Below are 21,538 nucleotides of genomic sequence, written 5' to 3' on the forward strand. Positions count from 1 at the left end.
TTCATAGTATATATCAAGAAATACTGTGGATTTGTACAGATGCACAAATTCGAAAGTGCGCAAATATGCAAAATGATGATTTGCATTTTTACGTTTGACTAATTTGTGCATTTGCACTATACTGGAGTCGTAAAGAACAAGATCCGTCACCAGACTTTATCTATAAAAGAGGGAACATCCGCCTCTATACTGTAAAGAAAGAGGATGACTTATGACAACCAAGGTCACCATTCAGGATATTGCAAACGAACTGCAGCTTTCCCGCAACACAGTTTCAAAGGCCATCAACAACACCGGTGTGCTGGCAGATGCCACACGGGAGAAGATCCTGCGCAAAGCCGCCGAAATGGGCTATAAGCAGTTCGCCTATCTGCCGCTGTTTCAGGAAGACGCTGCAAAAACAGCAGCGCCTTCCATTCTGCCGAGTGACAAACGGGAGATCGCCATGCTGACGACCCGGTTTCTGAACAGCTCTCACTTTTCCTCCACGATGCTGGATCGTTTCCAGTCGGAAATCGACCATCTGCATAGCTGCATGACCATTCATCGCATTTCTCTCATAGAGCTGAAAGAGAAAAAACTTCCATCTTCTCTCAACATCCAGCGCACAGCCGGCATCATCTGCTTTGAGGTATTCGACTATGACTACGCACAGATGCTGTGCGATCTGGATGTTCCGCTGCTGTTTGTAGACAGCCCTGTGATGAATATGCGTCCTCCTCTTAAAGCTGACCGCCTTTATATGGAAAACCGCATTGAGATCCAGAATGCGGTGACCCACATGGTCCAGCGCGGCAAAAAACGCATCAGCTTTGCGGGGGATAAAAACCACTGTCAGTCCTTCTTTGAGCGTTATATGGCTTATAGGGATGCAGTGGAGCATTTTGGTCTGACAGAAGGCCTGAGCACCTGTGCGATGCCATCGGGACAGCAGAACTATCCGGTATCCCTGTACGAAACCATCCGTCGGTTCAAAACGATGCCGGATGCCTTTGTCTGCGCCAATGACTTTGTTGCCATGGATCTGGTCAAGGCATTGGATGAGCTGGGGTATTCGGTTCCCGATGATATCTGGGTCTGCGGCTTCGATGACAGTCAGGAGGCTTCTTACTTTGCCCCCCGTCTGACTTCGATCCATATTCATGGACAGATCATGGGCTACACCGCTGCCAATCTGCTTATGACCCGCATCGAAGAGCCATCGCTGAACTATCGCACCGTCTATACGGAAACCAACCTGATCCTGCGCGAGTCCACAGGAGATTGAGCGAAAGGAGCCCCCCATGCGTGACCTGTGCAATACGGACAAGCCGCTGTTTGCTGTGCTGACGAAATTGACTTACAGTGCTTACCTGAACATCTTATGGCTCGTGTGCAGCCTGCCCATCGTTACCATAGGGGCTTCTACGACCGCATTGTTCTACGTCACGCTCAAAATGGCGGAAGATCGGGACGATGGTCTGACCCGGATGTTTTTTAAGGCGTTCCGGGAAAATTTTAAGCCCGCCACAAAACTCTGGCTGATCCTGCTGGCAGTCGGCAGTTTCCTGGCTGCGGATGGCTTTGTGCTGCGCCGAATGTGGAGCGAAAACATTTTCTGGACGCTGCTCACTGCAGTGCTTATTGGTGCAGCAATTCTGTACGGCATCGTTCTGCTGTATGCCTTTCCTCTGCTGGCACGGTTTGAAAACACCACCTTCGGCATCCTGAAAACAGCGTTTCTCGTGGGTGTCCGGTATCTGTTCTGCACCCTGCTGATGGCGGCGATCTACGGCATCATGGGGTACGTCATAGTATTTGTGTTCACGCCTGCATTCCTGCTGGGCATGGGCTTCTGCGCCATGCTCTGCTCCTTTCTGATGCTTCGGATCCTCTATCTGATCGGTGGAGACCCTGATGCAGTACACGAGGAATACGACCATGACGAAAACTGACCGGGATACGCTCCGCTCCCTCCATGGGCGCAAAAAGTGGGAGCACATCTGGGCATATTACAAACTGCCCATTGCGATCGTGCTCATCGTCGTCTATATCCTTGGGTATGCAGCCTACCGTCATGTGACGAAAAAAGAGGATGTGCTATACCTTGGTCTGGTAAACATCACTGCCGGGTCTGATCTGACGGAACAGCTTACCACCGGCTTTGCCGAGGCGCAGGGTCTGACCAAAAAGCAACAGGTCGATCTGCTGTCCGGCTTGCTGCTCAGCGAGAGCGAACGCGCAGAGGAGCAGTATGTATATGCTTCGGAGATGAAGCTGCTGGGTGCAGTCAGTGCCCAGCGGTTAGATGTTGTTCTGATGGACGAATATGCACGGGATCGACTGCTGGCAGATGATTATTTTCTCGATCTGCGGACACTGGATGCGTCTTTCCATGCACTGCCGGGTCTGAACGCCGGTGGGACCGTGCTGGATATTTCGGACACGCCGTTTGTCAGGCAGGCAGGTTTTTCTGGCAAGGTCTATCTTGGGGTAGTGCAGAATGCACCGCACCCGGAGCGTGCAGCCGCTTACATTCATTATCTGTTCCAGCGGTGATCGTTGGGTTTTAGCTTATAGGATAAAAATAAGGAGAAAACGTATGGACATTTTAACGATTGGCGAAGTTTTGATCGACCTGACCCAGACCGGCAAGGATGCCCGCGGCATCCCTCAGTTTGCCGCAAACCCCGGCGGTGCCCCGGCAAATCTGGCTGTGGCTGCTTCCAGACTGGGCGCACAGACCGCCTTTATCGGCAAGGTGGGTGCAGATGCCTTTGGCCGCTACCTGAAAGAGGTTCTGGCAGAAAACAAGGTAGACGTTTCCGGCATGGCGGTGGATGCAGACCACCCCACCACCATGGCAGTCGTGTCAGTGGATGCCACCGGCGAGCGGGATTTCAGCTTCTACCGCAGTGCCAACGCGGACGTGATGCTGTGCAAAGAGGACATTTCGGAGGGCGCTCTGAAAGCTGCCAAAATCGTCCACTTTGGCTCTGTCAGCCTGACCGCTGACCCCTCTCGCACTGCCACGCTGGACGCTGCTGCCCGTGCCAAAAAGCTGGGTGCTGTCATTACTTATGACCCGAATTACCGTGCAAACCTCTGGAAGAACAAAGAGGAAGCCATTGCCCAGATGAAAGCACCCCTGCCGCTGGTGGATATCCTGAAAGTTTCCGATGAGGAGCTGCCCCTGCTCACCGGCACCACCGACTGCGAAAGCGGCACGGCACAGCTGGCACAGAACGGCATCCGGCTGATTTTTGTCACCTTGGGTGCAAACGGCGTATTCTACCGCTTTGGGGAGAAGACCGGTCATGTGGCGGGCGTGCCCTGCAAGGTGGGCGACACCAACGGCGCAGGCGATACCTTCTTTGGTGCGGCCCTGTCCAAGCTCTGCAAGGAGGAGCTGGACACCCTGACGGTGGACAAGCTGGAAGGCATTCTGGCCTTTGCCAACAAGGCGGCAAGCATTACCACCAGCCGCCACGGCGCTATCCCCGCCATGCCCACCCTTGCAGAAGTGGAGGGCTGAACCATGGCAGGAAAGCAGGAATTTGAGTCCCGGTTTGCCAAGCACAAGGACGAACTGGAATGGCTGTTCATGGAACTGTACCACAACCGGGAAGGGCTGGAAGTTCTGGAGCGGGAGATGGCTGAAGCCTACAACGCCCGCAGTGCCGAGCTGAAAGCACTGGACAAGGCACGCTCTGCCGACCCGGAGTGGTACAAGCGGGGCAATATGTTCGGCATGACCATGTACACCGACCTCTTTGCCGGAAATCTGAAAGAACTGGCAAAGAAGCTGCCCTACCTGAAGGAGCAGAAGCTGACCTATCTGCACCTGATGCCCCTGCTGCAGATGCCCCACCCCCACAACGACGGCGGCTATGCGGTGGAGGATTTCGATACCGTAGACCCGGCCCTTGGCACCAACAAAGATCTGGAAAACCTGACCCGGGAGCTGCGGAAAGCCGGCATCAGTCTGTGTCTGGATTTTGTCATGAATCACACCGCCAGCACCCACCGCTGGGCCATGGCGGCAAAGGCAGGCGACCCGTGGTTTCAGGCCTATTACCATCTCTATGACGACCGCACCATCCCCGACCAGTACGAGCAGACCGTGCCGCAGGTGTTCCCCAACACCGCACCCGGCAACTTTACCTGGTGCGAGGAGATGCACAAGTGGGTGCTGACCACCTTCCACGATTATCAGTGGGATCTGAATTATGCAAACCCGGCGGTGTTCGTAGACATGACCAAGAGCATCCTGCATCTGGCAAACCTCGGCGTAGAGGTGTTCCGCATTGATGCGGTACCCTACATCTGGAAGCAGCTGGGCACCACCTGCCGCAATCTGCCGCAGGTGCACACCATCGTGCGGATGCTCCGCATGGTGCTGGAATGTGTCTGCCCGGCGGTCATCCTGAAGGGCGAGGTGGTCATGGCTCCCAAGGAGCTTGCCGCCTACTTCGGTACCCCGGAAAAGCCGGAATGCCACATGCTCTACAACGTGTCCACCATGGTCAACCTGTGGGGTGCCCTTGCCAGCCGGGACACCCGGCTGCTGAAGGCGCAGCTGGATGCCCTCCACGCCCTGCCGGACAACTGCTGGTTCGTGAACTATCTGCGCTGCCACGATGACATCGGCTGGGGTCTGGACGAGGCGGTGGAAAACCGGCTGGGCATCGACCCGCAGAAACACAAGGAATACCTGTACCATTTCTATGAGGGCAATTTCCCCGGCAGCTGGGCAAAGGGTGAGCTGTACAACTACGACCCCGCCACCGGCGATGCCCGGAGCTGCGGCACCACCGCAAGCCTGTGTGGTATCGAACAGGCACTGGAAAAGGACGATAAGATCGCACTGGACTACGCTGTGAAGCGTGACCTGCTGCTGCACACTGCCATGGCGTTTTTGCAGGGATTCCCCATGCTGAACTGCGGGGATGAAATTGCACAGCTCAATGGCTGGGACTACAAAAACGACCCCGACCGTGTGGAGGACAGCCGCAATCTGCACCGCAGCAAATTCAACTGGGAGGATGCCAAGCAGCGCACCCGGAAGGGCACGCTGCAAAACCAGCTGTGGCAGGGCATGGAGCAGCTGCGCCAAATGCGGGCAGACCCCTGCTTTGCCCCGGATGCGTGGGTGACTACATGGGACAGCCACAACCCCGGCGTGCTGGCACTGGTACGCAAGCGCGGCGAGGAAACGCTGGTGGGACTGTTCAACTTTACCGAGTACCCGGCAGGGGCAAGTCTGGACGCTCTGGGTGGCGAGTATCACACCCCGGAGGGCACTTCCGTCTGGCTGGCGGATGTGGAGCTGGAACCCTATCAGGCGCTGTTGGTAAAAAACAAATAAGTAAAACGAGTCATCCGGCTCTCTCTTTTTGCCAAAGTTTTCATTGCGTTTTCTTGCACCCTGCCGAAAGTGGCGCGTTTTCAAAAGTGCGCGTTTGCGCAGCGCAGCGGAGCAAGTTTTTAACTTTCTGATCGCTACATAGCAAACCCGAACCAAGGCCATCCCAGAAGGGATGGTCAGGTTCAGGTTGTTGTGTGGCGATTTTTTATTGCCAAATCAAAACCGCACCTTGAAAGCCGAAAGACCGTCTGCATGGGATACCCGGCGATGACCCCGTAAAACCAAAAAGTCCAACCGCATCCTGTATATGACAAAACCTCTAAAAGAGGAACTTCAAGCATGGCTTGAAAAGCTCAAACAGGACGAGCAGAGCGCCCCGGCAAAACGAAAAGCCGGCGGCAACAAAAATCTCCGGCAAAGAGATCCTTGAAGCCATCCGGCTAATGGATGCAGACGAACGCAGAGAATTGACGAGAGCCTTGTTCGCCTAAAATTTCTTCTTTTTATGCAAAGGAAAGCAGGCTGTGCAAACGGTATGCAGAAAGTGTGCAGCCGCTTTCCTATATTATATAATGAAAGAACGCCAAATCTTACGATTTGACGTTCAATATCTGGTGCACCTCCAGGGACTCGAACCCTGGGCCCACTGATTAAGAGTCAGTTGCTCTACCAACTGAGCTAGAGGTGCATATTGTCGAGATGCGGTTTCAAACATCCCGACATTTGAGTCGGCGACTACCTATTTTCACGCGCCGTTTCCAGCGAACTATCTTGGGCACGAGTGAGCTTAACTTCTGTGTTCGGAATGGGAACAGGTGGAACCTCACCGTCATCGTCACCGACCAATATGACTGGTTCAGTATAACATTTCTGTTCTACTTTGTCCAGTGTTTTTAGAAGGACGTGCCTTCAAAACTGAATAATCACTGCTCACATTTTATCATTGACTTGAGAATTCAAGCGAATTGTGGTCAAGCCCTCGATCTATTAGTACACACTTGCTGAATGGATCACTCCACTTACACATCGTGCCTATCAACCTCGTAGTCTACAAGGGATCTTACCTGATTCAATCAGTGGGATATCTTATCTTTGGGTCGGCTTCACGCTTAGATGCTTTCAGCGTTTATCCGATCCGTACGTAGTTGCCCAGCTATGCTCCTGGCGGAACAACTGGTGCGCCAGAGGTACGTCCGTCCCGGTCCTCTCGTACTAGGGACAGCTCCCATCAAATATCCTGCGCCCACGACAGATAGGGACCGAACTGTCTCACGACGTTCTGAACCCAGCTCGCGTACCGCTTTAATTGGCGAACAGCCAAACCCTTGGGACCGAATACAGCCCCAGGATGCGATGAGCCGACATCGAGGTGCCAAACCTCCCCGTCGATGTGGACTCTTGGGGGAGATCAGCCTGTTATCCCCAGGGTAACTTTTATCCGTTGAGCGATGGCATTTCCACTCACATACCACCGGATCACTAACTCCAACTTTCGTTACTGCTCGACCCGTCAGTCTCGCAGTTAGGCTCGCTTCTGCGTTTGCACTCTTTTGCTTGATTTCCGTTCAAGCTGAGCGAACCTTTGAACGCCTCCGTTACTCTTTAGGAGGCGACCGCCCCAGTCAAACTGCCCACCTAACAATGTCCCCCGACTCGATTCAGAGCCGCAGGTTAGAATTCCAATATCGCAAGGATGGTATCCCAACGGCCTCTCCGCCAAAGCCAAAGCCTTGGTTTCCAAGAGTCCCATCTATCCTGTGCATGCAACATCGAAACCCAATATTAGGCTACAGTAAAGCTCCATGGGGTCTTTCCGTCTTGTCGCGGGTAACCGGCATCTTCACCGGTACTACAATTTCGCCGGGCGGGCTGTTGAGACAGTGCCCAAATCATTACGCCTTTCATGCGGGTCAGAACTTACCTGACAAGGAATTTCGCTACCTTAGGACCGTTATAGTTACGGCCGCCGTTCACTGGGGCTTCGATTCAATGCTTGCACATCTCCTCTTAACCTTCCAGCACCGGGCAGGCGTCAGCTCGTATACGTCATCTTTCGATTTAGCACAAACCTGTGTTTTTGGTAAACAGTTGCTTGGGCCGATTCTCTGCGGCTCCATCTCTGGAGCACCCCTTCTCCCGAAGTTACGGGGTCAATTTGCCGAGTTCCTTAACAACCCTTCTCCCGTTGGCCTTAGAATCTTCTTCCTACCTACCTGTGTCGGTTTGCGGTACGGGCACCTCAGAAATACACACAGCTTTTCTCGCCATCTTCCATCTCAGACTTCGGTACTAATTTCCCTCGATCTCTACCGGAACCAACACCCGGCTCTGAGACTTCATATGTGTCCCTGTGCTTAACTCTTTTGGTGGTGACGGAATCTCTACCGTCTGTGCATCGGCTACGCCTTCCGGCCTCACCTTAGCTCCCGACTAACCTGGAGCGGACGAACCTTCCTCCAGAAACCTGAGGCTTTCGGCCATGCAGATTCTCACTGCATTCGCGCTACTCATTCCGGCATTCTCACTTCTATACACTCCACAGCCGCTTACGCTACTGTTTCTCCGCGTATACAACGCTCCCCTACCCAATACATTGCTGTATTGCCTAAGCTTCGGTGTCAGGTTTAGCCCCGTTAAATTCTCCGCGCAAAGACGCTCGACCAGTGAGCTATTACGCACTCTTTGAATGAGTGGCTGCTTCTGAGCCAACATCCTGGTTGTCTGCGTATCTTCACATCGTTTTCCACTTAACCTGACTTTGGGACCTTAGCTGTAGATCTGGGCTGTTTCCCTTTTGACAATGACATTTATCTGACACTGTCTGACTCCCAAGCATCAATACTCTGGCATTCTGAGTTTGATAAGCTTCGCTAACCTCTCGGCCGCTAGGCTATTCAGTGCTTTACCTCCAGGTATCTAACTTGAGGCTAGTCCTAAAACTATTTCGGGGAGAACCAGCTATCTCCGGGTTCGATTGGAATTTCTCCGCTACCCACAGTTCATCCGCCGCCTTTTCAACGGAGGTCGGTTCGGTCCTCCATGGAATTTTACTTCCACTTCAACCTGACCATGGGTAGGTCACCCGGTTTCGGGCCCATTATATGCAACTTAACGCCCTTTTCAAACTCGCTTTCGCTTCGGCTCCAGACCTTAAGTCCTTAACCTTGCTGCATACAATCGCTCGCCGGACCGTTCTACAAAAAGTACCCTATCACACATTGACGTGCTCTAGGTGCTTGTAGGCACAGGGTTTCAGGTTCTTTTTCACTCCCCTCCCGGGGTGCTTTTCACCTTTCCTTCACAGTACTATACGCTATCGGTCACTGGGTAGTATTTAGGGTTGGAGGGTGGTCCCCCCGTATTCCGACCAGGTTTCACGTGTCTGGCCGTACTCTGGATCCTGCGCAGCTCTCTCCGTTTTCACCTACGTGGTTCTCACACTCTCTGACCGGCCTTCCCATGCCGTTCGGTTAACAGATTGAGTCTTAAAAGCAGTCCGTACCCCGAAAGTATTTCTACTCTCGGTTTGCCCTCTTCCGCGTTCGCTCGCCACTACTTACGGAATCTCGTTTGATGTCTCTTCCTCGCCCTACTTAGATGTTTCAGTTCAGGCGGTTCCCTCAATACACCTATTTTGAATTTCAGTGTATTGTACCTGAGTATGAACCCAGGTGAGTTTCCTCATTCAGAAATCTCCGGATCAATGCTTATTTGCAGCTCCCCGAAGCTTATCGCAGCTTATCACGTCTTTCATCGGCTCCCAGTGCCAAGGCATTCGCCCTGCGCCCTTGTTCGCTTGACCTTTCAAACGTTCTTTCAGAACATTTGGTATCCTCTTGATTCTCTCTTTTGCCAACGAAGATTATTGTTACCCTTCCTTTTGAAATTGCAATATTTCTTAAAAGAACTTACTATAATCTTTGTTTCGCAGTTATTATTCAGTTTTCAAGGTACGTCTTTGAGTGTCCTTTTCAGGGCCCTCAAAATCGAACAATATCTACTCTGCTTGTATCTGTCACCTGTTCCAGATGGCCGACCATCTTCGATGTTCTTCCATCTGCCTGACTCCTTAGAAAGGAGGTGATCCAGCCGCAGGTTCTCCTACGGCTACCTTGTTACGACTTCACCCCAATCACCAGTTTTACCTTCGGCGGCGTCCTCCTTGCGGTTAGACTACCGACTTCGGGTCCCCCCGGCTCTCATGGTGTGACGGGCGGTGTGTACAAGGCCCGGGAACGTATTCACCGTGGCATGCTGATCCACGATTACTAGCAATTCCGACTTCGTGCAGGCGAGTTGCAGCCTGCAGTCCGAACTGGGACGTTGTTTCTGAGTTTTGCTCCACCTCGCGGTCTTGCTTCTCTTTGTTTAACGCCATTGTAGTACGTGTGTAGCCCAAGTCATAAAGGGCATGATGATTTGACGTCATCCCCACCTTCCTCCGTTTTGTCAACGGCAGTCCTGCCAGAGTCCTCTTGCGTAGTAACTGACAGTAAGGGTTGCGCTCGTTGCGGGACTTAACCCAACATCTCACGACACGAGCTGACGACAACCATGCACCACCTGTCTCTGCGTCCCGAAGGAAAATACTGTTTCCAGCATCGTCGCAGGATGTCAAGACTTGGTAAGGTTCTTCGCGTTGCGTCGAATTAAACCACATACTCCACTGCTTGTGCGGGCCCCCGTCAATTCCTTTGAGTTTCAACCTTGCGGTCGTACTCCCCAGGTGGATTACTTATTGTGTTAACTGCGGCACTGAAGGGGTCAATCCTCCAACACCTAGTAATCATCGTTTACGGTGTGGACTACCAGGGTATCTAATCCTGTTTGCTACCCACACTTTCGAGCCTCAGCGTCAGTTGGTGCCCAGTAGGCCGCCTTCGCCACTGGTGTTCCTCCCGATATCTACGCATTCCACCGCTACACCGGGAATTCCGCCTACCTCTGCACTACTCAAGAAAAACAGTTTTGAAAGCAGTTTATGGGTTGAGCCCATAGATTTCACTTCCAACTTGTCTTCCCGCCTGCGCTCCCTTTACACCCAGTAATTCCGGACAACGCTTGTGACCTACGTTTTACCGCGGCTGCTGGCACGTAGTTAGCCGTCACTTCCTTGTTGAGTACCGTCATTATCTTCCTCAACAACAGGAGTTTACAATCCGAAGACCTTCTTCCTCCACGCGGCGTCGCTGCATCAGGGTTTCCCCCATTGTGCAATATTCCCCACTGCTGCCTCCCGTAGGAGTCTGGGCCGTGTCTCAGTCCCAATGTGGCCGTTCAACCTCTCAGTCCGGCTACCGATCGTTGCCTTGGTGGGCCATTACCTCACCAACTAGCTAATCGGACGCGAGGCCATCTCAAAGCGGATTGCTCCTTTTCCCTCTGGTCGATGCCGACCTGTGGGCTTATGCGGTATTAGCAGTCGTTTCCAACTGTTGTCCCCCTCTTTGAGGCAGGTTCCTCACGCGTTACTCACCCGTTCGCCACTCGATTGAGGAAGCAAGCTTCCTCTCTCTCGTTCGACTTGCATGTGTTAGGCGCGCCGCCAGCGTTCGTCCTGAGCCAGGATCAAACTCTTTATAAATGATATTTATCACTTAAAAAGTGTTAAATCGTTTCGCTCAGCACGCAATCGCTTGCGTCCTGTGTGAATTACTTTGTTTGGAATTGTTTAACGTGTTTTTCCAACACGAAAATAGGTTCCGTTACAAGTTTTTCGATATTGTTCAATTTTCAAGGTCCTGTGCGCCTCAGCCTTGCGGCTGACGACTTGATTATTTTACCACAGAAGTGATTTTTTGTCAAGTACTTTTTTCAGAAGCTTTTCGATCTTTTCGAACATGTGGCTCGTTTTTCAACGTATCCATATTGGTTCTTTCGCTTTGCTTCTGCCGCTTTCAGAAGTCATTCTTTCCGGCGGCCCTTGGCGCTCAAGTATAATACCACATCCCCGCCCTTCTGTCAACACTTTTTTGCATCTTTTTTGAGTTTTTTCTATATTTCGCAAAAGGAGTGCTTCCGGGCAGGTTTTGAACCCCTCCGAAATGGCCACGGCCATTTCGTCTCCCCTTTGCCAAGGGGAGAGCTCTTGCAGTTTCCGGGGCGGTGTTATATTATATAATTACATTATAGAGCGGAGGAGACCCCAACCATGATCCTTACGGTCAACATCGGCAACACACACATCACGATTGCCGGCTACGAACACGACACCCTGCAGTTCAGCGGGCGGCTGCATTCCAGCCCGGCCGCAACGGTGGACGAATACGCCATGAACCTGCTGAATCTGCTCTCCTTATATCAGGTTGCCCCCGAGCGGATCGAGGGCGGCATTCTGGGCAGTGTGGTGCCCGCACTGACAGGCCGGGTATTGGGTGCGCTGCGGATGTTCTGCTCTGTCCGCTTCCTGACCGTTGGCCCCGGCCTGAAAAGCGGCATCAAGCTGCGGCTGGACAATCCGGCCCAGCTGGGCGCAGAACTGCTGTGCGGTGCGGTGGCCGCACTGGAAGAGGGGCCCGGACCGCTGGCGGTCATCTCGGCAGATACCGCCATCTCCATCATGGCAGTCAACGGCAAACAGGAGCTGGTGGGCGGTGTCATCCTGCCCGGGCCGCAGCTCTCCCTTTCCGCGCTGGTGCAAAAAACCGCCCAGCTGCCCCAGATCGACCTCTCCGCTCCAGCTTCCTCCTCGATCTTGGGCAAGAACACCTCTGCCTGCTTACAGAACGGTTTTGTGCTGGGCACCGCCGGGCTGCTGGACGGGCTGGCCGAGCGTTTTCAGGCAGAGCTTGGCCCGGATATCCGCTTTTATGCCACCGGCAACCTGCCCCGCACCATCCGGGAGGCCTGCCGCACGCCGATCGAATACCGGGAGTATCTGATCACGGACGGCCTATACCGCATCTGGCAGAAAAATCGGAAAGGGTAATATCAAAATCAAAAGGAGTCCTACACCATGAATTCCAAACTTGCATCTCTGCTCTGCTGTCTAATCATGCTCGTGAGCTTTTCCGGCTGTACCAAGGTCACACAGCTGGTGAAAGACGCGCAGCCAACCAAAGCGGAACTGCTCGCAGAAATCAACGAAGAGCATCGCCGTTATGAGGGCGGTTCCTCTGACCCAACTCCATACCTACGGCATTACGATGACCCCGCTGATGCCCAGAAATCAACCGATTATCTCACTGACACCTACAGCGAATACGATGCAGCCAAAGAATTAAATCCGGAAGAAGCCGAAGAAGATGTGAACTATTTCTTCGACGCATTCTATTATGATTTTGCCTTTTATGACTATTTTGGCGGACACGCTGTATTCGATCAGGCAAAGGCTGATACTCTGCAGGAAGTCCAAAGCAGGGACAGCCTGACCTGTGAAGATTTGCAGAAGATTCTGGTAAGTCATCTTACCTTTATCAAGGACGGTCACTTCAACATCAATCAGGACTATCCGTCGGAAAAAGACATTCCGTTTTTCTTCCGTCAGGTGATGTTTGTAAAAACGGATTCGGGCTATCAGAATGCCAATGGAAAAGTCGTTGCATCCGTGGACGATCATCCCGATCTGGATGAACTGTTCAAACGCTCCATTTCCAAAGAAGGATATCTTGTGTACTATCCTGTGCTGCTGAAAGAAGCAAAATTTGATGGAACCGAGTGGGACAAGCATGTGTGCGACGAGCAATTGACCGTGCACTATGCCGATGGCAGTACGGATGTATTGACAGCAGACACTTGGAGCCAGTATTACAAAGATCTCCCCAAAGGGCAGAATACCGACTTGCGCCAGACTGACGGGATCCCGGTGTTCCAGTTCAACCATTTTGACCCGTCCTTCCTGGAGGAGACCAATGATGCAGCGGCACAGATGAGCAATGCGGAGATCTCCATGCTGGACCTGCGCTCCAATGTTGGCGGCTATGAAGAAGTTGCGCATCAGTGGTTCAACCGATACAGCCACCAACGGGTATTTGGCACTGGAGTTCGTTATTCCGTTCTTCCAGCTTCTCTTGTCGCTTCACCTTCCACCTCAAAAACGCCCCGCGCAAGCAATGACAACATTCTGATCCTTCTAAGCGGAAAGTGCTCTGCATCTTGTGCGGAGATCACACTGGATCTTTCCTATAATTTAGACAATAGCCTGATTATTGGAGAGAACACAAATGGAAGTATGATCAGCAACAGCGGCCATATCGAATTGCCCAACAGCAAGTGTTCGGTGGATATGACTTTCTCCACGGTCTATCTGACCCCGGATGGCTCCGATTATTTTGAAGAACTTCGGGGATTCTTCCCGGATATCTGGGTTCCGGCCAAAGAAGCCGAAACGCTGGCGGCAAAACTTATGGAAAATCTAAAGTAAGGTCTGACCCTCCCGGCCACAAAGAAAAATCCCCGGCGCACTTTTGTGTACCGGGGATTTTATTAACACATGCGACCGGGAGGATTCGAACCTCTGGCCTTCCGGGTCGGAGCCGAACGCTCTATCCAGCTGAGCTACGATCGCACATTACTGGCAAACCAGTGTAATGTAGTATAGCACAGCCGGAGGCAAAAATCAAGCCGTCTGGCGGCTCTGTATCCGGATTCCGTGCCCGATCCCGCGCCAGCAAGACGCTGATGCATTCTGTTCTCCCTTTTTGAAAGATTCATCTTGCAAAAGTGTGCGCATCTCTTATAATAGGTGTTGTGCCCCGGTGTGCGCGGGCACGGTTTAGGACTGAAAAAGGAAAAAGAGAGCATGAAATCTAGCACAAGATCCCTGACAGAAGGCCCGCTGGCAAAGCAGATCCTTCTGGTCAGCCTGCCGCTGGCATTATCCAACCTGCTGCAGGTCTTATTCAACATGTCGGACGTGGCCGTGGTGGGGCGGTTTGCGGGCTCTACAGCGCTGGGCGCGGTGGGCTCCACCAGCATCTTTGTCACGCTGTTCACCGGCTTTCTCATCGGCCTGGGCAACGGCATCAACGTGCTGGTGGCCCGCTTCTACGGAGCCAGACACCCGAACGATGTCCACGACACCGTCCACTCGGCCCTGATCGTCAGCCTGATTGCAGGCGTGATCCTGCTGGTTGTGGGCCTGCTGGGCTCCCCTGCCATGCTGCGGTTGCTGAACACCAAGGAGGACCTGCTGCCGGGTGCGATCCTCTACCTGCGGGTGTATTTTCTGGGTATGCCGGCACTGGCTCTGTACAATTTCGGCAACGCCGTGTTCAGCGCCATCGGGGAGACCAAAAAGCCGCTGTACATCCTGAGCTTTGCCGGTGTGCTGAATATCCTTCTGAATCTGTTCTTTGTCATCGTCTGCAACCTGGACGTGGCAGGCGTGGCGCTGGCCAGTGCCATTTCCCAGTGTGTTTCTGCCGGGCTCATCCTCCACGCCCTGACCAGGGTGCAGGACTGCTACGCCCTCCATTTCAAGGAAGCAAAGCTCGATCCCGCCATGACCAAAAGCATTCTGGCGCTGGGCCTGCCTGCCGGATTCCAGAACGCCATTTTCGCCATCGCCAACCTGTTCATCCAGGCCGGTGTCAACTCCTTTGATTCCCTCATGGTCAAGGGCAACAGCGCCGCCGCAAACGCTGACCCGCTCATCTACGACTGCATGGCTGCCTTCTACATGGCCTGTGCCAGCTTTATGAGCCAGAACTACGGCGCAGGCAAGCCCGACCGTGTCAAGAAAAGCTACTTCATCTCGCTGGCCTATTCCTTTGGTGTGGGTCTGGCGCTGGGCGGCGGCCTGTTCCTGTTCGGGCGGCAGTTCCTTGCCCTTTTCACCACCGAGAGCGCCGTTATTGATGCCGGTATGAAGCGTGTGGGTGTCATGGCGCTGGCCTACTGCATTTCGGCCTTTATGGACTGCACCATCGCCGCTTCCCGCGGTCTGGGCAAGACCGTGGTGCCCACGGTCATCGTCATCATGGGTTCCTGTGTGTTCCGGGTGATCTGGGTATACACCATCTTCGCCCACTTCCACACCATCCCCTCGCTTTACCTGCTCTACCCCTGCTCCTGGGCGCTGACCGCCATTGCGGAGATCCTCTATTTCATCCGCTGCTACAAGCAGGCCATGAAGATCTTCCGGGAGCCGATCCCCTCTTCGCTGTAAAACAAAAAAGATGGATGTCGTTGCGGCATCCATCTTTTTTCTATTACACCTTGACTTCCCCGGCCAGGACCCGCTTGTAGTCCTCATAGTTGCGGGCCAGCAGGGCGGGCGTATCCAGCCCGTAGGGGCACTTGGTCTTGCACTGGTTGCAGTGCAGGCAGCCCTCGATCTTCTTCATCTTGGCCTGACCGGCAGGGCTCAGATGCTCTGCCGAGGGCGAGCGCCGGAGCAGCAGGCTCATGCGGGCGCAGTTGTTGATCTCGATGCCAGCCGGGCAGGGCATACAGTAACCGCAGCCACGGCAGAACTCACCGCACAGCTCCTCCCGGTCGTGGGCAATGACCGCAGACAGCTCTGCGTCCATCCGGGGCGGGTTATCAATGTAGGAGAGGAACTCGTCCAGCTCCTTTTCCCGCTGAACGCCCCAGATGGGCAGAACGCCCTCGAACTGCGCTTCAAAGGCATAGGCGGCGGCGCTGTTGGTAATGAGACCGCCGGACAGACCCTTCATGGCGATAAAGCCCATCTCGTGCTCTTTGCACAGCTGCACCAGCTCCAGCTCCTGCTCACCGGAAATATAGCTGAACGGAAACTGCAGGGTCTCGTACAGGCCGCTCTCAATGGCTTCCTTGGCCACGGACAGGCGGTGGTTGGTGATGCCGATGTGTCGGATCATCCCCTTTTCCTTGGCCTCCAGCGCGGCTTCGTACAGGCCGGAGCCGTCACCGGGCTTGGGGCAGAAGGACGGGTTGTGGAACTGGTAGATGTCCACATAGTCGGTGCGCAGATTGTTCAGGGAGGTGTGCAGGTCCTTCCAGAACTCCTCCGCGTTCTGGGCGGCGGTCTTGGTGGCGATGTAGACCTCGGAGCGGATGCCGTCAAAGGCTTCGCCCAGCTTCACCTCGCTGTCGGTGTAGGCGCGGGCGGTATCAAAGAAGCGGATGCCCGCCTTGTAAGCCTTGCGGGCCAGAAAGACTGCGTCCTCCTGGGAAATGCGCTGGATGGGCAGGGCACCAAAGCCGTTTTTGTTCACGGTGATGCCGGTGCGCCCCAATGTGACCATATCCATAGGGAACCTCCTGTTTTTTCCAAAAATACTCTCTGTGCTCATTATAAGGCGAATTGCCGCACAAGGCAAGAAAAACCCTCTCCATCAAAGCGTGGCAGTGCACAGCGATGACAGAGAGGGACAGTTTTACTGATAATCGTGGTTCAGGAACAGCGCTTTGATGGCGACGATCTCGTCGTACTCCTCCTGCTCCACCTGCACATCCGCATTGACGGCCTGCAGGCGGGCCTTGACGGCATCCAGTGCCTCGGCGGTGGTCACGGCCTGACCTTCCTCCACGGCATCGATCATCCGCTTGAGGACGAGCGGATGGGCGTAACAGCTGGGCACCGGGAAGCTGCCGTTGGGGTAGTGCTTCACATACTCCGCCATGGCGGCATCGGCCTGATCGGCCCGCTTCATAATGGCGTTGTTGTTATTGTGCGCAGTGGGCAGCATGTTGTAGCTGGAAAAGAGGAAGATGGCTGCAAAACCGAACAGTGCAAAGTACACGCCGTAGCTGCCGGTGTGGGTGAACACCGCGTACAGGCCGTAGGCCGCGGCGGCAGTGCCGAACAGGAAGATGGCAAGGGCCACATAGCGGTAGACCGGCTTGCTCTTGAGCTGGGCGCGCTTGCGGCGCTGGGCAGCACTGAGCTCATTGGAGAGCTCGGGCTTTACGTCCAGATACTCCTTTGCCCTGCGCAGGACCGTCACGGTGTGTTTGGCATCATCGGACAGCTCCGGCAGCTTGCGGGCTGCCTTTTCCTCGGCCTTTTTCTGCAACGCCTGCTCCCCGGCGGCACTCAGCAGCCGGATCTGGGGCTGCTGCTTTGCCAGCAGCTCCAGCAGGGCATCCACGTCCCGCTCGTCCTTGAAGTTGCACTGCTTCTGTTTGCCGCCGTCGTACTCCACCACAAGGTAAGCCATGGAGGCAAACATTCCCTTGCCGGTAAAGCCGCCCGCACTCATGGCCACCCGCTTGAACACGCGGGTGATGCTGGTGTAGGGCAGGTAGTAGCGGCGGTCGATGTAAAAGCTGTTCAGATACAGGGCCTTTTTGCCCACGCCGCAGGGGCCGATCTTTTTGCAGGCTTTCCGGTCAGCCGCCAGCTCGGCGGGGTCGAGCCTGGCAAGGCCCAATTGTGCAGGTTTGAAGAGCATAACGTTCATCCCTCTTTTGCGTTTTTGTTTGTACCCATTTTCCCACTCCGGCAGAGAAAATGCAAGGCCCAGCCCGCACTCTTAGCCAAAAACAGGAAACCGGCCGCTGAACTGACAGCGGCCGGTTTGTTTTACTGAGAAATTGCCGCTATGAATGGGTTATGCGGCTTTCTTCTCGGTGTTCTTCTTGGTTGCATAGATGAACAGCGCCAGCATAGCAATTGCAAAGACGATGCCGATGGGATATGCAACTGCGGTGTTGTAAGCCACCAGCTTGCCGTCTGCATAGGTGTTGATCATCTTGCCCAGGCACTCAGGAGCCAGCACGAAGTAGGTGCAGGACACAGCGCTCATAAAGGTAGCGGGCACTGCGGTGATCCAGAAGTTCTTCTTCTCCTTGAACAGGTACATGGAAGCAGCCCACAGGACGATCATAGCCAGCGTCTGGTTGGTCCAGCTGAAGTAACGCCAGATGACGGTGTAGTCGATGAAGCCCAGTGCATTGCCGATGCCCAGGAATGCGCCCACGCCCAGAACGGGAACGCAGAGCTTCAGGCGGTTTGCGTAGCTGTCCTGATCGATCTTGAGCCAGTCGGACAAGGTCAGACGAGCGGAACGGAACGCGGTATCACCAGAGGTGATGGGGCAGATAACGACACCGATCATAGCCAGTGCCACGCCAACCTTACCCATGGTCTTGAGGCAGACGTCGTAGATAGCGGCAGACTGACCGGCAGCCAGAGCCTCGGCCAGACCGACCATCTTGCCGTCGGTGATGGTGTACAGTGCGCAGCCGGCAGCGGCCCAGATCAGAGCGATAACGCCCTCGCTGACCATTGCACCGTAGAATACGAAGTGGCCCTGCTTCTCACTCTTCATGCAGCGAGCCATCAGAGGCGACTGGGTGGAGTGGAAGCCGGAGATAGCACCACAGGCAACGGTGATGAACATGAAGCTCCAGATGGGGGTGTTGGAGGGGTGCATATTGCTGAAGTTTGCCCAGATCTCGGGGATGGTGTAGGCGGGGTTGGTGAAGATACCGAAGATAACGCCCACTGCCATGATGATCAGGCAGATGCCGAACAGGGGGTAGATCTTACCGATGATGGCATCGATGGAGATAAAGGTTGCGATGAAGTAGTAGGCCAGAATGATGATCAGCCAGAACAGGGTGGTGGTCAGCAGACCGGACATACCGCCGTTCTTGCACAGGGTCACGATCAGGCCTGCGGGACCCACTGCGAACACGGTACCGACCATGATCAGCAGCACCACAGAGAACACACGCATGATGTTCTGCATCACGGGGCCCAGATAGCGGCCGGTGACCTCAGCGATGGAAGCGCCGTCGTTGCGCTCGCTCATCATGCCGGAGAAGTAGTCATGCACGCCGCCGGCAAAGATGGTGCCGAAGGTGATCCACAGGAACACCACGGGGCCCCACAGAGCACCCTGCAGTGCACCAAAGATGGGTCCCAGACCTGCAATGTTCAGCAGCTGGACGAGGAACAGCTTCCACTGGGGCATCACAACGTAGTCAACGCCATCGTTGATGCGCACAGCAGGAGTTTCGCGGTCGTCCGGTCCGAACGTATTGTCAACGATCTTGCCATAGACAAAGTAGCCGATGATCAGGAGCGCCAGACAGAGTAAGAAACTAATCATACCAGAAACCTCCTTTTATCGTCCGTGCCCGGAGCCCCATTCTGCCCCGTCACGGCCATTCCTTAGCCCTATGTTAACACAATCTTCATAAATCTGGTAATATCCTTCCAGAATGGCCCTTATATCAAAAACTATATAAGTCAGCCGTTCCCGGGAATCCCGGCAAATATTTTTTAACGTATCCTCGGCAAAACTTCTTTGCCGAAATCGTTTCAGCGGGTGTTTTTTCGTTTTTAGTGCACCCTGCCAAACTTTTTTGCATATTTTTGTGCATCTTGTCTGCATTCCTGTTCTTTTTGCCGCAATTCGTTGTTTCTCTGCACAAGCAAAAGCCGCCTGCCGGACGGCCCGGCAGACGGCTTTTGCGGTTGTGAATGGGTATCGAGAAGGTTGAAGAGGGGGAAATGTCAATTATGCAGTCTTTTTCACCGTCTGCTTTTTGGTTGCATAGAGGAACAGCGCCAGCATGGCGATCGCAAAGAGGATGCCCACCGGGTAAGCAACTGCGGTGTTATAGACGATAGCGCCCTCAGCAGTCTTATGGTTCAGCAGGCCGCCCAGGCACTCGGGAGCCAGCACGAAGTAGGTAGCGGACACAGCGCTCATAAAGGTAGCGGGCACTGCGGTGATCCAGAAGTTCTTCTTCTCCTTGAACAGGTACATGGAAGCGGCCCACAGAACGATCATGGCCAGCGTCTGGTTGGTCCAGCTGAAGTAGCGCCAGATCACGGTGTAGTTGATGAAGCCCAGTGCATTGCCGATGCCCAGGAAAGCGCCCACGCCCAGCACGGGAACGCAGAGCTTCAGGCGGTTGCCGTAGCTGTCCTGATCGATCTTGAACCAATCGGCCAAGGTCAGGCGGGCGGAACGGAAGGCGGTATCGCCGGAGGTGATGGGGCAGACGACCACGCCGATCATGGCCAGTGCGATGCCCACGCCGCCCATGGTCTTGGAGCAGACATCATAGATGGCCTTGGACTGACCCATTGCCAGTGCCTGGGCCAGACCGGTGTTCAGGCCATCAGTGACCTCGTACAGAGAGCAGCCTGCAGCGGCCCAAATCAGGGCAATGACACCCTCGCAGACCATGGCACCGTAGAACACAAAGTGGCCCTGCTTCTCACTCTTCATACAGCGGGCCATCAGAGGCGACTGGGTGGAGTGGAAGCCGGAGATCGCGCCGCAGGCAACCGTGATGAACATGAAGCTCCAGATGGGCGTGCCCGACGGGTGCATGCTGCCGAAGTGATCCCAGATCTCGGGGATGGTATAGGCAGGGTTGGTGAAGATGCCAAAGATGACACCGATGGCCATGATGATGAGGCAGATGCCGAACACGGGGTAGATCTTGCCGATGACCGCATCGATGGAGATAAAGGTCGCGATGAAGTAGTAGGTCAGAATGATGACCAGCCAGAACAGCAGCGAAGTCATCACGCCGGATGCGCCGCTCTGGCTGCACAGCTCAACGATCAGACCGGCAGGGCCGACGGCGAACACGGTGCCCACCATGATCAGCAGCACAACAGAGAACACACGCATCACGTTCTGCATCACGGGGCCTAAGTATTTGCCGGTGATCTCTGCGATGGAAGCACCGTCGTTGCGCTCACTCATCATGCCGGAGAAGTAGTCATGCACACCACCGGCAAAGATGGTGCCGAAGGTGATCCACAGGAACACCACGGGGCCCCACAAAGCGCCCTGCATGGCACCAAAGATGGGGCCAAGGCCCGCAATGTTCAGCAGCTGGACGAGGAACAGCTTCCACTGGGGCATCACGACATAGTCCACGCCGTCATTGATGCGCACAGCAGGCGTTTCACGGTCGTCCGGGCCGAAGGTATTGTCCACGATCTTGCCATAGACGAAGTATCCGCCCACCAGGATCGCAAGACAGAGCAGGAAACTAATCATACCAGAAACCTCCTTTTTGCCCCTGCCGGCCGCGGCCCCATTCTGCCGCATACCCGGGGCTCTTTTCTGGCCTCATGGTAGCATACTTTTTTCCAGCAGAGAAATATCTTTCCGGCATGGGGCCATATGGTTTCCGATATAGCTGCAAAGAATTTTTGCCGCTTTTCCGTTTATTTTTTGACCATTTATCAGCAAAAATAAAACCGGGCGCTCATTTTCACCCGGTTTTTCATCCATTTATTGGTTTTTCTGTCAATTCCGAAGGGAGCAACCTTTGCCGTGCCTTAGC

Annotated in this window: 15 protein-coding genes, 2 tRNA genes and 3 rRNA genes; 8 read left to right on the top strand and 12 right to left on the bottom strand. The window is 54.3% G+C overall.

Annotated features, from left to right (window positions below; translation table 11 throughout):
* Positions 1-211: 211 nt before the first annotated feature.
* From MTP42_RS14290 to MTP42_RS14310, 5 genes are read left to right on the top strand one after another with little or no spacing between them, the layout of a single operon-like run.
* Complete coding sequence (locus MTP42_RS14290) at positions 212-1,267, top strand: LacI family DNA-binding transcriptional regulator (RefSeq protein ID WP_005934838.1); 1,056 nt, start codon at positions 212-214, stop codon at positions 1,265-1,267.
* Between the two features lie 16 nt (positions 1,268-1,283).
* A complete protein-coding gene (locus MTP42_RS14295) occupies positions 1,284-1,934 on the top strand; it encodes a YesL family protein (RefSeq protein ID WP_249257640.1) in 651 nt (216 codons plus the stop codon).
* The gene (locus MTP42_RS14300; protein WP_098924109.1) at positions 1,921-2,538 is read left to right on the top strand and encodes a hypothetical protein; all 618 of its coding nucleotides are present in this window, start codon (positions 1,921-1,923) and stop codon (positions 2,536-2,538) included. The genes MTP42_RS14295 and MTP42_RS14300 overlap by 14 nt, the downstream gene beginning before the upstream one ends.
* Positions 2,539-2,581: 43 nt before the next feature.
* A complete protein-coding gene (locus tag MTP42_RS14305; protein WP_249257642.1) occupies positions 2,582-3,514 on the top strand; it encodes a carbohydrate kinase family protein in 933 nt (310 codons plus the stop codon).
* Positions 3,515-3,517: 3 nt separating this feature from the next.
* Entirely contained in the window at positions 3,518-5,347 is a 1,830-nt protein-coding gene (locus MTP42_RS14310) for an amylosucrase (RefSeq protein WP_249257643.1), read from the top strand.
* A 612-nt stretch (positions 5,348-5,959) separates the two neighbouring features.
* On the opposite strand, the gene MTP42_RS14315 is transcribed toward MTP42_RS14310, so the two are convergent.
* The 5 genes from MTP42_RS14315 to MTP42_RS14335 form a co-directional block, all read right to left on the bottom strand.
* Positions 5,960-6,035, bottom strand: a tRNA-Lys gene (locus MTP42_RS14315).
* A 38-nt stretch (positions 6,036-6,073) separates the two neighbouring features.
* Positions 6,074-6,190: ribosomal RNA gene (rrf, locus tag MTP42_RS14320) — 5S ribosomal RNA — on the bottom strand.
* 124 nt (positions 6,191-6,314) lie between these two features.
* Positions 6,315-9,149 (bottom strand): 23S ribosomal RNA (locus MTP42_RS14325).
* Between the two features lie 271 nt (positions 9,150-9,420).
* Positions 9,421-10,931, bottom strand: a 16S ribosomal RNA gene (locus MTP42_RS14330).
* The 16S, 23S and 5S rRNA genes sit together here with 1 tRNA gene alongside, the layout of an rRNA operon.
* Positions 10,932-11,201: 270 nt before the next feature.
* Entirely contained in the window at positions 11,202-11,405 is a 204-nt protein-coding gene (locus tag MTP42_RS14335) for a hypothetical protein (RefSeq protein ID WP_249257644.1), read from the bottom strand.
* 93 nt (positions 11,406-11,498) lie between these two features.
* Between MTP42_RS14335 and MTP42_RS14340 the strand changes: the two genes are divergently transcribed.
* Positions 11,499-12,275, top strand: coding sequence for a type III pantothenate kinase (locus MTP42_RS14340; protein ID WP_249257645.1), 777 nt, complete (start codon positions 11,499-11,501; stop codon positions 12,273-12,275).
* Positions 12,276-12,302: 27 nt separating this feature from the next.
* A complete protein-coding gene (locus MTP42_RS14345; RefSeq protein ID WP_249257646.1) occupies positions 12,303-13,709 on the top strand; it encodes a S41 family peptidase in 1,407 nt (468 codons plus the stop codon).
* 70 nt (positions 13,710-13,779) lie between these two features.
* Here MTP42_RS14345 and MTP42_RS14350 read toward each other — a convergent pair.
* Positions 13,780-13,853: transfer RNA gene (locus tag MTP42_RS14350), tRNA-Arg, on the bottom strand.
* A 234-nt stretch (positions 13,854-14,087) separates the two neighbouring features.
* Here MTP42_RS14350 and MTP42_RS14355 point away from each other — a divergent pair.
* Entirely contained in the window at positions 14,088-15,455 is a 1,368-nt protein-coding gene (locus MTP42_RS14355; RefSeq protein WP_249257647.1) for an MATE family efflux transporter, read from the top strand.
* 43 nt (positions 15,456-15,498) lie between these two features.
* Here the strand turns inward: MTP42_RS14355 and MTP42_RS14360 are convergent, their stop codons facing one another.
* From MTP42_RS14360 to MTP42_RS14385, 6 genes are all read right to left on the bottom strand, one after another.
* A complete protein-coding gene (locus MTP42_RS14360) occupies positions 15,499-16,524 on the bottom strand; it encodes an aldo/keto reductase (protein ID WP_227611731.1) in 1,026 nt (341 codons plus the stop codon).
* Between the two features lie 126 nt (positions 16,525-16,650).
* Complete coding sequence (locus MTP42_RS14365) at positions 16,651-17,667, bottom strand: ATPase P (RefSeq protein WP_215666260.1); 1,017 nt, start codon at positions 17,665-17,667, stop codon at positions 16,651-16,653.
* Positions 17,668-17,826: 159 nt separating this feature from the next.
* Positions 17,827-19,332, bottom strand: coding sequence for a carbon starvation CstA family protein (locus MTP42_RS14370; RefSeq protein WP_156062291.1), 1,506 nt, complete (start codon positions 19,330-19,332; stop codon positions 17,827-17,829).
* A gap of 15 nt (positions 19,333-19,347) precedes the next feature.
* On the bottom strand, positions 19,348-19,617 hold the full coding sequence (locus tag MTP42_RS14375; RefSeq protein WP_005929233.1) for a hypothetical protein: 270 nt from the start codon (positions 19,615-19,617) through the stop codon (positions 19,348-19,350).
* A 126-nt stretch (positions 19,618-19,743) separates the two neighbouring features.
* Positions 19,744-21,249 carry a carbon starvation CstA family protein gene (locus tag MTP42_RS14380; protein WP_035393271.1) on the bottom strand — a complete coding sequence of 502 codons (1,506 nt, stop codon included), beginning with the start codon at positions 21,247-21,249 and terminating at the stop codon, positions 19,744-19,746.
* A 72-nt stretch (positions 21,250-21,321) separates the two neighbouring features.
* Positions 21,322-21,486 (bottom strand): hypothetical protein, encoded by a 165-nt coding sequence (locus tag MTP42_RS14385; RefSeq protein WP_005929230.1) that lies wholly within the window; start codon positions 21,484-21,486, stop codon positions 21,322-21,324.
* Positions 21,487-21,538 lie beyond the last annotated feature (52 nt).

Origin of the sequence: Faecalibacterium sp. I2-3-92 (assembly GCF_023347315.1) — a bacterium.
Taxonomy (GTDB): Bacteria; Bacillota; Clostridia; order Oscillospirales; family Ruminococcaceae; genus Faecalibacterium; species Faecalibacterium duncaniae.

Bases quoted from the DNA above. Each gene is read 5' to 3' on its own strand.
- MTP42_RS14295 (WP_249257640.1), top strand. From the start codon at position 1,284: ATGCGTGACCTGTGCAATACGGACAAGCCGCTGTTTGCTGTGCTGACG.
- MTP42_RS14360 (WP_227611731.1), bottom strand. From the start codon at position 16,524: ATGGATATGGTCACATTGGGGCGCACCGGCATCACCGTGAACAAAAAC.
- MTP42_RS14355 (WP_249257647.1), top strand. From the start codon at position 14,088: ATGAAATCTAGCACAAGATCCCTGACAGAAGGCCCGCTGGCAAAGCAG.
- MTP42_RS14370 (WP_156062291.1), bottom strand. From the start codon at position 19,332: ATGATTAGTTTCTTACTCTGTCTGGCGCTCCTGATCATCGGCTACTTT.
- MTP42_RS14345 (WP_249257646.1), top strand. From the start codon at position 12,303: ATGAATTCCAAACTTGCATCTCTGCTCTGCTGTCTAATCATGCTCGTG.
- MTP42_RS14310 (WP_249257643.1), top strand. From the start codon at position 3,518: ATGGCAGGAAAGCAGGAATTTGAGTCCCGGTTTGCCAAGCACAAGGAC.
- MTP42_RS14385 (WP_005929230.1), bottom strand. From the start codon at position 21,486: ATGGATGAAAAACCGGGTGAAAATGAGCGCCCGGTTTTATTTTTGCTG.
- MTP42_RS14340 (WP_249257645.1), top strand. From the start codon at position 11,499: ATGATCCTTACGGTCAACATCGGCAACACACACATCACGATTGCCGGC.
- MTP42_RS14380 (WP_035393271.1), bottom strand. From the start codon at position 21,249: ATGATTAGTTTCCTGCTCTGTCTTGCGATCCTGGTGGGCGGATACTTC.
- MTP42_RS14290 (WP_005934838.1), top strand. From the start codon at position 212: ATGACAACCAAGGTCACCATTCAGGATATTGCAAACGAACTGCAGCTT.
- MTP42_RS14300 (WP_098924109.1), top strand. From the start codon at position 1,921: ATGACGAAAACTGACCGGGATACGCTCCGCTCCCTCCATGGGCGCAAA.
- MTP42_RS14335 (WP_249257644.1), bottom strand. From the start codon at position 11,405: ATGGCCGTGGCCATTTCGGAGGGGTTCAAAACCTGCCCGGAAGCACTC.
- MTP42_RS14305 (WP_249257642.1), top strand. From the start codon at position 2,582: ATGGACATTTTAACGATTGGCGAAGTTTTGATCGACCTGACCCAGACC.
- MTP42_RS14375 (WP_005929233.1), bottom strand. From the start codon at position 19,617: ATGCAGACAAGATGCACAAAAATATGCAAAAAAGTTTGGCAGGGTGCA.
- MTP42_RS14365 (WP_215666260.1), bottom strand. From the start codon at position 17,667: ATGCTCTTCAAACCTGCACAATTGGGCCTTGCCAGGCTCGACCCCGCC.